The organism is Variovorax sp. Varisp36 (genome assembly GCF_047304235.1).
Classification (GTDB): Bacteria; Pseudomonadota; Gammaproteobacteria; order Burkholderiales; family Burkholderiaceae_C; genus Variovorax.
This window is the reverse complement of sequence record NZ_JBGLYU010000033.1, coordinates 53,195-66,382: the sequence shown is the minus strand read 5'-3', so window position 1 is coordinate 66,382 and position 13,188 is coordinate 53,195. Positions and strand designations below refer to the sequence as shown.

12 protein-coding genes and 1 pseudogene are annotated in these 13,188 nt (G+C 66.0%); 8 read left to right on the top strand and 5 right to left on the bottom strand.

Going from position 1 to position 13,188, the window contains the following annotated elements; translation table 11 throughout:
- The 3 genes and pseudogenes from ACCD11_RS19465 to ACCD11_RS19455 all read right to left on the bottom strand — a co-directional run.
- Positions 1 to 308 (bottom strand): annotated as a pseudogene (locus ACCD11_RS19465) (PhoH family protein); the annotation flags it as partial.
- A 211-nt stretch (positions 309 to 519) separates the two neighbouring features.
- Positions 520 to 996: a peroxiredoxin gene (locus tag ACCD11_RS19460; protein ID WP_007830801.1), complete on the bottom strand. Its 477-nt coding sequence runs from the start codon at positions 994 to 996 to the stop codon at positions 520 to 522.
- Between the two features lie 149 nt (positions 997 to 1,145).
- Positions 1,146 to 1,529, bottom strand: a complete 384-nt coding sequence (locus ACCD11_RS19455) for an Mth938-like domain-containing protein (protein ID WP_056590750.1) — start codon at positions 1,527 to 1,529, stop codon at positions 1,146 to 1,148.
- Between the two features lie 121 nt (positions 1,530 to 1,650).
- Here ACCD11_RS19455 and ACCD11_RS19450 point away from each other — a divergent pair, with 121 nt between their 5' ends.
- The 6 genes from ACCD11_RS19450 to ACCD11_RS19425 are packed head-to-tail and all read left to right on the top strand — an operon-like array spanning position 1,651 to position 7,776.
- Entirely contained in the window at positions 1,651 to 2,883 is a 1,233-nt protein-coding gene (locus ACCD11_RS19450; protein ID WP_413315105.1) for a pyridoxal phosphate-dependent aminotransferase, read from the top strand.
- Positions 2,884 to 2,941: 58 nt separating this feature from the next.
- On the top strand, positions 2,942 to 4,264 hold the full coding sequence (locus ACCD11_RS19445) for a homoserine dehydrogenase (protein WP_007830808.1): 1,323 nt from the start codon (positions 2,942 to 2,944) through the stop codon (positions 4,262 to 4,264).
- On the top strand, positions 4,261 to 5,676 hold the full coding sequence (gene thrC, locus ACCD11_RS19440; RefSeq protein WP_413315104.1) for a threonine synthase: 1,416 nt from the start codon (positions 4,261 to 4,263) through the stop codon (positions 5,674 to 5,676). Before ACCD11_RS19445 ends, thrC begins: the two co-directional genes overlap by 4 nt.
- Positions 5,677 to 5,694: 18 nt before the next feature.
- Complete coding sequence (gene mobB / locus ACCD11_RS19435; protein WP_413315103.1) at positions 5,695 to 6,240, top strand: molybdopterin-guanine dinucleotide biosynthesis protein B; 546 nt, start codon at positions 5,695 to 5,697, stop codon at positions 6,238 to 6,240.
- Positions 6,233 to 7,519 carry a gephyrin-like molybdotransferase Glp gene (gene glp, locus ACCD11_RS19430; protein WP_413315102.1) on the top strand — a complete coding sequence of 429 codons (1,287 nt, stop codon included), beginning with the start codon at positions 6,233 to 6,235 and terminating at the stop codon, positions 7,517 to 7,519. The genes mobB and glp overlap by 8 nt, the downstream gene beginning before the upstream one ends.
- Before the next feature lie 5 nt (positions 7,520 to 7,524).
- The gene (locus ACCD11_RS19425; RefSeq protein ID WP_413315101.1) at positions 7,525 to 7,776 is read left to right on the top strand and encodes a MoaD/ThiS family protein; all 252 of its coding nucleotides are present in this window, start codon (positions 7,525 to 7,527) and stop codon (positions 7,774 to 7,776) included.
- Here the strand turns inward: ACCD11_RS19425 and dapA are convergent.
- Positions 7,763 to 8,659, bottom strand: a complete 897-nt coding sequence (gene dapA / locus ACCD11_RS19420; RefSeq protein ID WP_413315100.1) for a 4-hydroxy-tetrahydrodipicolinate synthase — start codon at positions 8,657 to 8,659, stop codon at positions 7,763 to 7,765. The genes ACCD11_RS19425 and dapA overlap by 14 nt on opposite strands.
- A 255-nt stretch (positions 8,660 to 8,914) precedes the next feature.
- Between dapA and ACCD11_RS19415 the strand changes: the two genes are divergently transcribed.
- Positions 8,915 to 9,391 carry a molybdenum cofactor biosynthesis protein MoaE gene (locus ACCD11_RS19415; RefSeq protein ID WP_413315099.1) on the top strand — a complete coding sequence of 159 codons (477 nt, stop codon included), beginning with the start codon at positions 8,915 to 8,917 and terminating at the stop codon, positions 9,389 to 9,391.
- A gap of 38 nt (positions 9,392 to 9,429) precedes the next feature.
- On the opposite strand, the gene ACCD11_RS19410 is transcribed toward ACCD11_RS19415, so the two are convergent.
- On the bottom strand, positions 9,430 to 10,425 hold the full coding sequence (locus ACCD11_RS19410; protein WP_413315098.1) for a Bug family tripartite tricarboxylate transporter substrate binding protein: 996 nt from the start codon (positions 10,423 to 10,425) through the stop codon (positions 9,430 to 9,432).
- Positions 10,426 to 10,565: 140 nt separating this feature from the next.
- On the opposite strand from ACCD11_RS19410, the gene clpB reads away from it, so the two are divergent.
- Positions 10,566 to 13,187 carry an ATP-dependent chaperone ClpB gene (clpB, locus tag ACCD11_RS19405; protein ID WP_413315097.1) on the top strand — a complete coding sequence of 874 codons (2,622 nt, stop codon included), beginning with the start codon at positions 10,566 to 10,568 and terminating at the stop codon, positions 13,185 to 13,187.
- Position 13,188 lies beyond the last annotated feature (1 nt).

Here is a 13,188-nt window from a genome sequence, read left to right as displayed (position 1 = left end):
GGGGGGGCGGCGACGACCGGTGCCTTCGTCTCGACCTGGATGAGGGCTTGCGGCTGGGGCGCGCTCACGGGTGCGGTCGCCGGTTTCGACTTGGCCCGGCGTGCCGGGCGCACAGTGTCGCCGCCGCCGGCACTGTCGGTGCCGAGGCTGTCGAACAGTTCCAGCGGCTGCGGGCTGCGCGCCGTGGTCTCGTCAGCGCGCGAATCGCCGGAACGGCGCGAACCCCTGTGCGAGGACCGGGCGGGTGCGTCGATCGCGTCCGGCGAGAGCAATGCAGCGCGTTTCGTGGGGGCGGGAGGCAATGGCATGTGTCAGATCGCTCGCAGAAAGTGGGAACCAGAAAACAAAAAAGCCGCCTGAAGACCAAGGCGGCTTTGTTCGGGGGATGCGGTCGTGGAGCTCAACGGCATGAGCCCATTATGCACACCGCGGATGACGCGCCGGAGGCACTTTACGCACTGCGTTGGGCATTTCCCACGCAAGAGCGGAAAAGCGCACGGCCGGCTCGCCGGGAGGCGGTCAGGCGGCCTTCTTGAGTGCCTTGACGGCCTTGAGCACGTCGTCGACATGGCCGGGAACCTTGAGCCCGCGCCATTCGGCCTTCAGGATGCCGTCGGCGCCGATCAGGAAGGTGCTGCGTTCGATGCCCTTGACCTTCTTGCCGTACATGATCTTGTTCTTGACCACGCCGAACATGTGGCACATTTTTTCTTCGGTGTCGGCGATGAGTTCGAAGGGCAGCTCGAGCTTGGCCTTGAACTCGTCGTGCGACTTCATGTTGTCGCGGGATACGCCGAACACCGTGGCGCCGGCCTTTTCGAAGTCCTTGTAGCGGTCGCGGAACTGCATGGCTTCGGTAGTGCAACCCGGAGTGTTATCTTTCGGGTAAAAATACATGACCAGCACATGGCCGAGATGCGAGGTATTCGAGACCTTGAGGCCGCCCGTGGCGTTGGCGTCGAATTCAGGAATGGGTTTGTTGACAACGATCGCCATGAAACTTGTTTTCTCCGTTAGATTCCGTTCCTGAGCCCTCTCGCCCCGTTTCGGACGGGACTTGCTCAAGGAATGGAGGATTGGTCGTTGCTAACTTAGGGGTAGCTGGCCTGTTCGCAACCCGGTATTTTACCCCGAAAACACCTCTCTCAGCCACGCGGCGGGCTCTCGACCAGCAGGGCGGCGATCACGTGCCGGCCTTCTCCAGCCAGGATGTTGTAGGTTCGGCAGGCTGCAGCGGTGTCCATGGTCTCGACACCGGTGCGTTGCGCCATCAGGGGTTTCAGCCAGCCGGGTTGGGGAAAGCGGATGCGGTTTCCGCTGCCGAAAATGATCAATTCCGCGCCCAGGGAGGCCAGTTGCTCGAAATGTTCGGCGCCGAGCTGGTCGAAGCTCGAGCAATTCCATTCGAAGCGCTCGCCGCGCGAGCCCACTACCACGCTGCCTTCGACTTTTTCGTTGTTGATCGCCACCCAGCCGGGGCCGTGCGCGGTAAGGGACTGGGCGTCGGATTTGTCGGGCTGGAGCTTCATCTGGGCACTGGGAACTGTGGTCAAATTATAGGTTTTCCCTAGTGCCACGGGGCTCGCAAGGGCCTTTGCCTTCGAGTAAGCACCCCGTCAACCCGTTAATTTCCGCGCCCGGGAGGGCCCTTTGAAGCAGCTCAAGAAATCGGCCAAGCTGGCCAACGTTCTCTATGACATCCGCGGTCCCATCATGGATGCCGCCAAGCAGATGGAAGAGGACGGCCAGAAGATCATCAAGCTCAACATCGGCAACCTCGCCGTGTTCGGTTTCGATGCTCCCGAGGAAATCCAGCAGGACATGATCCGCAACCTGCCCACCTCGGCCGGCTATTCGGACAGCAAGGGCGTCTTCGCGGCACGCAAGGCGGTGATGCACGAGACGCAGAAGCAGGGCATCGCGGGCGTCACGCTCGACGACATCTACCTCGGCAACGGCGCCAGCGAGCTGATCGCCATGTCCACCAATGCGCTGCTCAACGACGGCGACGAACTGCTGCTGCCGGCCCCCGACTACCCGCTGTGGACCGCCTCCACGAGCCTGTCGGGCGGCACGCCGGTGCACTACCTGTGCGACGAGGCCAACGGCTGGATGCCGAATCTCGACGACATCCGCGCCAAGATCACGCCGCGCACCAAGGGCATCGTGGTCATCAACCCGAACAACCCGACCGGTGCGCTGTATTCCGACGAACTGCTCAAGAGCATCGTGGCCATCGCGCGCGAGCACGGCCTCGTGATCTTCGCCGACGAGGTCTACGACAAGGTGCTGTACGACGGCGTGAAGCACACCGCCATCGCCAGCCTGTCGACCGACGTGCTCACGCTCACCTTCAACTCGCTCTCCAAGAGCTACCGCTCGTGCGGCTACCGCGCCGGCTGGCTGGTGGTTTCGGGCGACAAGCGCAGCGCGCAGGACTACATCGAGGGCCTGAACATGCTCTCGAACATGCGCCTGTGCGCCAACGTGCCCGGCCAGTGGGCCATCCAGACGGCGCTCGGCGGCTACCAGAGCATCAACGACCTCGTGTGCGAGGGCGGCCGGCTGCGCCGCCAGCGCGACCTGGCCTACGAACTCATCACCGCCATTCCGGGCGTGAGCTGTGTCAAGCCGAGCGCCGCGCTCTACATGTTCCCCAAGCTCGATCCCGAGGTCTATCCGATCGAGGATGATCGCCAGTTCTTCCTCGAGCTGCTGAAGGAAACCCGCGTGATGCTGGTGCAGGGCACCGGCTTCAACTGGGCCACGCCGGATCACTTCCGCATCGTGTTCCTGCCCCATGAAGACGACCTGCGCGAGGCCATCAACCGCATCGCGAGGTTCCTGGAGCAGTACCGCCTGCGCCGCCAGTCGCGGCCATGAAGCCTGCCTGCATCACTGCTGCCGCCACCCCATCGAAACCATGAACGCGACTCTCCCAATGAAACCCATCCAAGTAGGCCTGCTCGGCGCAGGCACGGTCGGCAGCGGCACCTTCAAGGTGCTCCAGCGCAACCAGGAAGAGATCAAGCGCCGCGCTGGCCGCGGCATCGAGATCACCATGGTGGCCGACCTCGACACTGCCCGCGCCCGCGAAGTGGCCGGCGAAAGCGTCAAGGTGGTCAGCGATGCGCGCGAAGTCATCGCCAACCCCGACATCGACATCGTCATCGAGCTGATCGGCGGCTACGGCATCGCCAAGCAGCTGGTGCTCGAGGCCATTGCGGCCGGCAAGCACGTGGTCACGGCCAACAAGGCATTGCTCGCCGTGCACGGCACCGAGATCTTCGCGGCCGCGCACGCCAAGGGCGTGATGGTGGCCTTCGAGGCGGCGGTGGCCGGCGGCATCCCGATCATCAAGGCGCTGCGTGAAGGCCTCACGGCCAACAGCATCCAGTGGCTGGCCGGCATCATCAACGGAACCACCAACTTCATCCTGTCCGAGATGCGCGACAAGGGCCTGGACTTCGCGACCGTGCTGAAGGAAGCGCAACGCCTGGGCTACGCCGAAGCCGACCCGACCTTCGACATCGAGGGCGTCGACGCCGGCCACAAGGTCACGCTGATGAGTGCCATCGCCTTCGGCATTCCGGTGCAGTTCGACAAGGCCCACATCGAGGGCATCACCAAGCTCGCTGCGCAGGACATCAGGTACGCCGAGCAGTTGGGCTATCGCATCAAGCTGCTGGGCGTGACCAAGCGCACTGCCAAGGGCATCGAACTGCGCGTGCACCCCTCGCTGGTGCCCTCGAAGCGCCTGCTGGCCAACGTCGAAGGTGCGATGAACGCGGTGGTGGTGCACGGCGACGCCGTGGGCACCACGCTCTACTACGGCAAAGGCGCAGGCAGCGAGCCGACCGCCAGCGCCGTGATCGCCGACCTCGTCGACATCACCCGCCTGCATACTGCCGACGCCGCGCACCGCGTGCCGCACCTGGCCTTCCATCCCGACGCGATGAGCGACCTGAAGGTGCTGCCGATGTCGGAAGTCGTCACCAGCTACTACCTGCGCCTGCGCGTGGCCGACCAGGCCGGCGTGCTAGCCAAGGTCACGGGCCTGCTGGCCACCGCCGGTATCAGCATCGATGCCGTGCTGCAGCGCGAAGCCGACGAGGTGGGCGGCGAAGGTTCCACGCAGACCGACCTGATCATCCTCACGCACGACGCGCGCGAAGGCACCGTCAACGACGTGATGGCCGAGCTGCAGGCGCTGCCCACCGTGCTCGAACCCATCGTGCGCATCCGCAAGGAAGAGTTGAAGTGAACTACCTGAGCACCCGCGGCCATCCGGACCGCAAGCGCTTCTGCGAAATTCTCCTCGAAGGCCTTGCGCCCGATGGCGGCCTCTATCTGCCCGAGGCGTATCCGCAGGTCGACACTGCCACGCTCGCCAAATGGCGCGCGCTGCCGTACGCCGAACTGGCGTTCGAGATCCTCTCGCTCTACATCGACGACATTCCGGCCGCCGACCTGAAAGCGATCTGCGCGAAGACCTACACCGCCGAAGTGTTTGGCACCGACGAGATCGTGCCGCTGCGCGAGCTCGAGGACGGCGTGTACCTCGAAGCCCTGTCCAACGGCCCCACGCTGGCCTTCAAGGACATGGCGATGCAACTGCTCGGCAACCTGTTCGAGTACGAACTGGCCCGCCGCGGCGCGGAGCTCAACATCCTGGGCGCGACCAGCGGCGACACCGGCAGCGCGGCCGAATACGCCATGCGCGGCAAGAAGGGCGTGCGTGTCTTCATGACCTCGCCCGACGGCCGCATGAGCCCGTTCCAGCAGGCGCAGATGTTCAGCCTGCAGGACGAGAACATCCACAACATCGCCATCACCGGCGTGTTCGACGATTGCCAGGACATCGTCAAGGCGGTGTCGAACGACCTGGGCTTCAAGCGCAAGTACCGCATCGGCACGGTCAACTCGATCAACTGGGCGCGGCTGCTGGCGCAGGTCGTCTACTACTTCGCGGGCTATTTCCAGGCCACCGCGAGCAACGACAAGCCGGTGAGCTTCACTGTGCCCTCGGGCAACTTCGGCAACGTCTGCGCGGGCCACGTGGCCCGCATGATGGGCCTGCCGATCCAGACCCTGGTGGTCGCCACCAACGAGAACGACGTGCTCGACGAGTTCTTCCGCACCGGCGTCTACCGCGTGCGTGCGGCCGTCGACACGCACGAAACCTCCAGCCCGTCGATGGACATCAGCAAGGCCAGCAACTTCGAGCGCTTCGTGTTCGACCTTGTCGGGCGCGATGCGGCCAAGCTGCGCAAGCTGTTCGTGGACGACCTGGGCCTGCAGGGCAGCTTCGACCTCAGTGCCGATCCGGCGTTCAAGCAGGCCGCCGAACGCTTCGGCTTCAAGAGCGGCCGCAGCACGCACGCCGACCGCCTGGCCACCATTCGCGACACCGACAAGCGCTTTGCCACGCTGGTCGACCCGCACACGGCAGATGGCCTGAAGGCTGCGCGCGAACAGCTCGTGCCCGGCGTGCCGATGGTGGTGCTCGAAACGGCGCTGCCGATCAAGTTTGCGGCCACGCTGGTCGAGGCGCTCGGGGCGGAGCCCGCGCGGCCGAAGAAGTTCGAAGGCATCGAGGCGCTGCCCAAGCGCGTCGTCAAGTTGCCTGCGGATGCCGAGGCCGTCAAGGCCTACATCGCCGAAAACTGTGACTGACTGCGGTCGCGCCGGGACATGAAAGTCGTCGGTTTCGCCGGCTATTCGGGCGCGGGCAAGACCACGCTGCTTGAGCGCCTGATACCGGCGCTCAAGCGGCTCGGCCAGCGCGTGTCGGTCGTCAAGCACGCGCACCACAAGTTCGACATCGACCATCCCGGCAAGGACACCTACCGCCACCGCGAGGCGGGTGCCTTCGAGGTGGTGGTCGCCTCCGACAAGCGGCTGGCTGTGATGCGCGAGTTCGAGGCTCCCGTCGAACTCAGCGTGCACCAATTGCTGGCCGAGGTGCACCCGGCTGCCGACTGGGTGCTGGTCGAGGGGTTCCGGCACAGTGACGTGCTCAAGATCGAGGTCTGGCGGCTGCCGGAAGCGGGCGAGCCGTCGCGGCCTGTGCTGTACACCGACGATCCTTTCGTCGTCGCCGTGGCCACCGATGCGCCAGCCAGCCTGCCATTGCCCACCGAGCGGCCGTTGTTCGACCTCAACGACGCCGAGGCCATTGCGAGGTGGTTGATCGACAGCGGCGATCGCTTCGAATACAACCCCGATCACCATGGCTGACTCACCCATTCCTTTTGCCGCTTCATCCTCGCGCCCGCCGCTGATGCCGCTCGACGAGGCGATTGCGGTTCTGCTCGCGAAGGCATTGCCGAAGCTGCCCGCCGAGAGCGTCGGTACCTTTGACGCCGACGGCCGTGTGCTGGCGCAGGACCTCGTCTCCGGCCTCACCGTGCCGCCGCGCGATAACAGTGCGATGGACGGCTATGCCGTGCGCGCGGCCGACTGTGCCGCACCGGGCGCCGAACTGAAGGTGACGCAGCGCATCCCCGCAGGCACCGTCGGCACGCCGCTCGCGGCCGGCAGCGCCGCGCGCATCTTCACGGGTGCGCAGATCCCCGAAGGCGCCGACACCGTCGTGATGCAGGAAGACACCACGGCAATGCCGCAGGAAGGCAGCCTGGGCTCGGTGCGTATCGCCGTCGTTCCCGCTGCCGGCCAATGGATCCGTCGCGCGGGCGAAGACGTGGCCTCGGGCGATGTCGTGCTGAGGAAGGGCGAGCGCCTCACCCCCGCCGCGCTCGGCCTTGCGGCCAGCGTGGGCTTCGACCGCCTGCAGGTGGCCCGCAAGCCGCGTGTGGCCATGCTCTCCACTGGCGACGAACTGGTGATGCCCGGCGAGGTCGCACCCGACGCGATGAAGCCTGGCGCCATCTACAACTCCAACCGCTTCTTCATGCGGGCCCTCCTGCGCCGCCTGGGCTGCGAAGTGAACGACCTGGGCATCGTGCCCGACGACCGCGAAGCCACCATCGCCGCACTGCGCGATGCGGCGGAGACGAGCGAGCTGATCATCACCACCGGCGGCGTCTCCGTCGGCGAGGAAGACCACATCCGCGCGGCGCTGCAATCGCTGGGCGAGCTGCGGCTCTGGTCGCTGTCGATGAAGCCCGGCAAGCCTTTCGCCTATGGCTCGATCGCGCGCAGCAACGGGCAGGGCGCCTGCCATGTGACGGGGTTGCCCGGCAATCCGGTGTCGAGCTTCCTGACCTTCCTGATGCTCGTGCGGCCCTTCCTGCTGGCGCTGCAGGGCGCCGCGCGCGTCGCGCCGGAAGCGGTGAAGATGCGCGCCGATTTCGACTGGTTGCGCGCCGACAAGCGCCGGGAGTTCCTGCGCACGCGGCGCAACGCGGACGGTGGCCTCGACCTGTTCGGCAACCAGAGCTCGGGTGTGCTGACCTCGATGGTCTGGGGTGACGGCTTGGTCGACAACCCTGCCGGCCAGACGATCAAGGCAGGCGACACCGTCGACTTCATTCCCTTCGCATCGCTGCTCGCCTGAATCGTATGAAGATCCAGATCCGTTACTTCGCCTCGGTGCGCGAAGCCCTTTCCAGCAGCGGCGAAACCGTCGACACGAAGGCCGGGACGCTTTCGGCCCTGCGCGACGAGCTCATCGCCCGCGGTGGCGCCTACGCCACCGCGCTTGCACGCGGCAAGGCGGTGCGCATGGCGCTCGACCAGATGATGAGCGACGAAGCCGCCGCCCTGAGCGAAGGCTGCGAAGTCGCATTCTTTCCACCCGTCACGGGCGGTTGAGGCGCCCGTCCAGGGCCGCGAGGCGCTCGCGCAGGCCGTCGGACGCACGGGTCATCGGCGAGCGCAATTCGTCCTGCATTTCGCCCGCGTGCGCCAGCAGCGCCTTCAGCGGGCCGGGATTCGGTTCGGCAAAGAGCATCTCCACCAGCGGCTGCAGCGCCTGCCATTCGGCGCGCGCCTCGGCCAACCGGTTGTCCGCCAGCAGGCGCACCAGCCGCACGAAGCGGCGCGTCTGCACATTGCCGCTGGCCGCGATGGCGCCCGCGCCGCCTTCGGCCATGGTGCCGAAGATCTGGTGATCCTCGCCCGACAGCACCTGCAGCCGACCGTCGGCGATCACGGCGCGCGTCTTGGCCATGTCGCCGCCGCAGTCCTTGATGCCGCGGATACGCGGATGTTCGGCCAGCGCCAGCAGCGTGTCGCTGGCGATGGTGACGCCGGTGCGATAGGGAATGTCGTAGACCAGCACCGGCACCGTGCTGGCATCGGCGATGGTGCGGAACCATTCGAGCAGGCCGGCCTGCGACGGCCGTACGTAGTGCGGCGCAGCCACCAGCAGGCCCGCCAGCGGGCGTTCGGAGAGCTTGCGCGCCCAGGCCGTGGCCTTGCCCAGGTGATAGCCGGAAATGCCCATGACCACCGGCAGTCCGCCGGCCGCGGCCAGCACGGTATCGAGCACGGCCAGTTGCTCGGCTTCATCGAGCGCGGCGGCCTCGCCGGTCGAGCCGCAGGGCACGAAGCCGGTCACGCCATCGCCGGCGAGCCGCCGCGTCAGCGCGGCGAGGGCGGCATGGTCCACCGCGCCGTCGCGGAACGGGGTAACGAGGGCCACCCAGAAGCCGGAGAAATCAGGGGTGGTGGAGCTTGGTTGTTGTTGAGGCACGCGGGCTTCCTTTCAGGAATCGACCGATGGAACGAACCATCGTCCGATGCGCGCACAACCCGAAAGGGGCCAAAGCCTTTTGCAGGTTCCGTCGCTCATCCGACGACGGAACCTCGGCTCCGGTCAGACGAGCTTTGGTTTTTTGGCTTTATTGTTGCCCTGGCACGCGCAACGGCTCTCGGCGTGCGAAAGCACTGTGAAAAGCGTGGCGAGGCAAGGCATTGCCGCAGTCTATCGCGATGCCACAATCCGGACATGAGCGTTGCGCGTGTTTCGATCCAGACAGCCGATTTCGACCTGGGCCAGGAGGTCGCCGCGTTGCGTGCCGGCGACAAGCGCGTGGGCGCCGTCTGCAGTTTCGTGGGGACCGTGCGCGACCGCAACGACGGCAGCACGGTCGCCTCTATGGAGCTGGAGCACTACCCCGGCATGACCGAGAAGGCCATCGAAGCCATGATCGACGAGGCGCACAAGCGCTTCGACATCCTGGGCGCGCGCGTGATCCACCGTGTGGGCCTGCTGCAGCCGCTGGACCAGATCATGATGGTGGCGGTGGTGTCGGCGCACCGCGGCCAGAGCTTCGAGGCTTGCGAATTCCTGATGGACTACCTCAAGACCCAGGCGCCTTTCTGGAAGAAAGAGCAGACGCCCGAAGGCGCCCGCTGGGTGGATGCGCGCGTGGCCGACGACGCGGCGCTGGCGCGCTGGGGAATCAGCGCCCCGAACGCCTGACTTGTTGCCTCTCCCCGAGGGGGAGAGGGAGCAAGAGGTCAGAGGGGTTTGAAGCCGCTCGCTTGAATGATCCGCTCCCACGTCTGCGTATACGTGCGCACGCGGCCCGCGAACTGGCCCTGCGGCTCGTAGCCGACCGTCAGCCCCATTGTCGTCAGCTTCTGCTTCACGTCGGGCATCGCCAGCACCTTCTGCAGCGCGTCGCCGTACTTGTCGATGATCGGCTGCGGCGTGCCGACCGGCGCGAAGATGCCGTAGTAGGGCAGGTCTTCCAGGTTCGAGAAGCCCAGCTCGGTGAAGGTCGGCACGTTCGGGATCACCGCCTGGCGCTTGGCGCCGATGGAGGCCACGATGCGCAGCTTGCCCGCCTTGTGGTTCTCGATGAAGTCCGGCACCGAGGCGATGCCCGCGGTGATCTGGTTGCCCAGCATGTCGGCTGTCATCGGCGCGCTGCCGCGGTAAGGCGCGGGCTGCACGTCGATCTTGTACTTCTCCGAAATCATCTTTACCAGGAACTCGGGGATCGAGGCCGGGGCCGGGATGCCGATGGTTTCCTTGCCGCCCTTCTGCGTGCGGACCCACTTCACGTACTCGTCGATGCTCCTGGCAGGCGTGCCGCCAGACACCGCCAACACGTTGGCGAAGGTGGCGAAGCCGGCCACGGGCACGAAGTCGGTGGCGGGGTTGAAGCCCGGGTTCTTCACCACCTGCGGCAGGATCGATATCGTGTGGTCATGCGACAGGAACAGCGTGTGGCCGTCGGCCGGGGAGGACTTCAGCACCGTCGCCGCGATCTGCCCGCCCGCGCCGGCGCGGTTCTCGACCACCACTGGCACGCCCAGCACGTCCTTGAGTTTTTCGCCCAGCGTGCGTGCAATGGCGTCGGTTCCGGCGCCGGCGGGGAAGCCCACGAGCAGGCGGATGGGGGTGCCGCTTTGCGCTTGCGCAAGGCCGGACAGGCCCATCGCGGCTAGAAAGAGGCCCACGCTGATCGCCCGGCGCACCGGTTGAACGCGCTGCATTGAAAAAACCATGATCGACTCCATTCGAGAGAGAGAAATGCCTACGGGCAGGGGAAACGGATCTTGTGCAATAGCCGTGCCCACGGCACCGGCGTAGCCGGCAGCCTTGAATCGTGCCCGAACAGCCCTATTTTGGATGCAGGAATACCACCATGCGACAAGACAAACTCACCACCAAATTTCAGGAAGCGCTGGGCGACGCACAGTCGCTCGCGCTGGGCAACGACAACGCCTACATCGAACCGGCCCACCTGCTGCTGGCGATGCTGCGCCAGGACGACGGCCCACGCGCCCTGCTGGAGCGTGCCGGCGTCAACGTACCGGGCCTGACGCAGGCGGCCGAGGCCGCCATCAAGAAGCTGCCGCAGGTGCAGGGCCACGACATCGTGCAGGTCGGCCCCGAGCTCGGCAAGCTGCTGCAGGCCACCGAGAAGGAAGCCATCAAGCGCAATGACCAGTTCATCGCGGGCGAACTCTTTCTGCTCGCCGTGGCCGACAGCAAGGCCGACATCGGCAAGATCGCCAAGGAGAACGGCCTGAGCCGCAAGTCGCTCGAATCGGCCATCGACGCCGTGCGCGGCGGGCAGGGCGTGAACAGCGCCGATGCCGAAGGCCAGCGCGAAGCCCTCAAGAAATACTGCCTCGACCTCACCGAGCGCGCCCGCCTGGGCAAGCTCGATCCGGTCATCGGCCGCGACGAGGAAATCCGCCGCGCCATCCAGGTGCTGCAGCGCCGCACCAAGAACAACCCCGTGCTCATCGGCGAACCCGGCGTGGGCAAGACCGCCATCGTCGAAGGCCTCGCGCAGCGCATCGTCGCGGGCGAAGTGCCCGAGTCGCTCAAGGGCAAGCGCGTGCTGTCGCTCGACATGGCCGCGCTGCTGGCGGGCGCCAAGTTCCGCGGCGAGTTCGAGGAACGCCTGAAGACCGTGCTCAACGAGCTCGCGAAGGACGAAGGCCAGACCATCGTCTTCATCGACGAGTTGCACACCATGGTCGGCGCCGGCAAGGCCGAAGGTGCCATGGACGCAGGCAACATGCTCAAGCCCGCGCTCGCGCGCGGCGAGCTGCACTGCGTGGGTGCCACCACGCTCGACGAATACCGCAAGTACATCGAGAAGGACGCCGCGCTGGAGCGCCGCTTCCAGAAGATCATCGTGGGCGAGCCCAGCGTGGAAGCCACCATCGCCATCCTGCGCGGCCTGCAGGAGAAGTACGAAGTGCACCACGGCGTGCAGATCACCGACCCGGCCATCGTGGCCGCGGCCGAGCTGTCCGACCGCTACATCACCGACCGCTTCCTGCCCGACAAGGCCATCGACCTGATCGACGAGGCTGCGGCCAAGATCAAGATCGAGATGGACTCCAAGCCCGAGGTCATGGACCGCCTCGACCGCCGCCTGATCCAGCTGCAGATCGAGCGCGAAGCCGTGCGTCGCGAGAAGGACGAGGCCTCGCAGAAGCGCCTGGGCCTGATCGAAGGCGAGATCGAGAAGCTGCAGAAGGAAATCGCCGACTACGACGAGATCTGGCAGGCCGAGAAGGCCCAGGCCCAAGGCAGCGCGCAGGTGCGCGAGGATGTGGACAAGATCAAGTTCCAGATCGAGGAATGGAAGCGCAAGGGCGACTTCAACAAGGTCGCCGAGTTGCAATACGGCCAGCTGCCCGCGCTCGAAAAGCGCCTGAAGGAAGCCGAAGCCAATGAGGCCACCAAAGGCAAGTCGAGCGCGCCCACGCTGCTGCGCACCCAGGTCGGCTCCGAAGAGATCGCCGAGGTCGTGGCACGCGCCACCGGCATTCCGGTCGCCAAGCTGATGCAGGGCGAGCGCGACAAGCTGCTCGTGATGGAAGACAAGCTGCACGAGCGCGTGGTCGGCCAGGACGAAGCCATCGGCGCGGTCGCCAACGCGATCCGCCGCTCGCGCTCGGGCCTGTCGGACCCGAACCGTCCCACGGGTTCGTTCCTGTTCCTCGGCCCCACGGGCGTGGGCAAGACCGAGCTGTGCAAGGCGCTGGCGGGCTTCCTGTTCGACAGCGAAGACCATCTGATCCGCATCGACATGAGCGAGTTCATGGAGAAGCACTCGGTCGCCCGCCTGATCGGCGCGCCGCCGGGCTACGTGGGCTACGAGGAGGGCGGCTACCTCACGGAAGCCGTGCGCCGCAAGCCCTACAGCGTGGTGCTGCTCGACGAGGTCGAGAAGGCCCACCCCGACGTGTTCAACGTGCTGCTGCAGGTGCTCGACGATGGGCGCCTGACCGACGGCCAGGGCCGCACGGTGGACTTCAAGAACACCGTGATCGTGATGACGAGCAACATCGGCTCGCCCATCATCCAGGCCATGGTGGGCAAGCCCTCGGAAGAGATCAAGGAAGCGGTGTGGGACGAGCTGAAGAACTACTTCCGCCCCGAGTTCCTGAACCGCATCGACGAGACCGTGGTGTTCCATGCGCTCGACGCGAAGAACATTGAATCGATCGCAGCGATCCAGCTCAAGGTGCTGCAGGCGCGGCTCGCGAAGATGGACCTGGGGCTGGAAGTGTCGCCAGCGGCGCTGGCGGAGATCGCCAAGGTCGGCTTCGACCCGGTGTTCGGTGCGCGGCCCCTGAAGCGCGCGATCCAGCAGCGCATCGAGAACCCGCTGTCGAAGCTGCTGCTGGACGGCAGCTTCGGGCCGAAGGACACGATCGAGGTCACGACCGATCCGATCCGGTCGCCCGGACAGTTCTCCTTCGGCAAGGCGGGGGAACCAACGGCGGCCGCTTCGGCCTAAA

Coding starts and splice junctions, on each gene's coding strand:
- ACCD11_RS19455 (WP_056590750.1), bottom strand. CDS start 1,529: ATGAAGCTCCAGCCCGACAAATCCGACGCCCAGTCCCTTACCGCGCAC.
- ACCD11_RS19415 (WP_413315099.1), top strand. CDS start 8,915: ATGAGCGTTGCGCGTGTTTCGATCCAGACAGCCGATTTCGACCTGGGC.
- ACCD11_RS19445 (WP_007830808.1), top strand. CDS start 2,942: ATGAAACCCATCCAAGTAGGCCTGCTCGGCGCAGGCACGGTCGGCAGC.
- mobB (WP_413315103.1), top strand. CDS start 5,695: ATGAAAGTCGTCGGTTTCGCCGGCTATTCGGGCGCGGGCAAGACCACG.
- clpB (WP_413315097.1), top strand. CDS start 10,566: ATGCGACAAGACAAACTCACCACCAAATTTCAGGAAGCGCTGGGCGAC.
- glp (WP_413315102.1), top strand. CDS start 6,233: ATGGCTGACTCACCCATTCCTTTTGCCGCTTCATCCTCGCGCCCGCCG.
- ACCD11_RS19410 (WP_413315098.1), bottom strand. CDS start 10,425: ATGGTTTTTTCAATGCAGCGCGTTCAACCGGTGCGCCGGGCGATCAGC.
- ACCD11_RS19460 (WP_007830801.1), bottom strand. CDS start 996: ATGGCGATCGTTGTCAACAAACCCATTCCTGAATTCGACGCCAACGCC.
- ACCD11_RS19425 (WP_413315101.1), top strand. CDS start 7,525: ATGAAGATCCAGATCCGTTACTTCGCCTCGGTGCGCGAAGCCCTTTCC.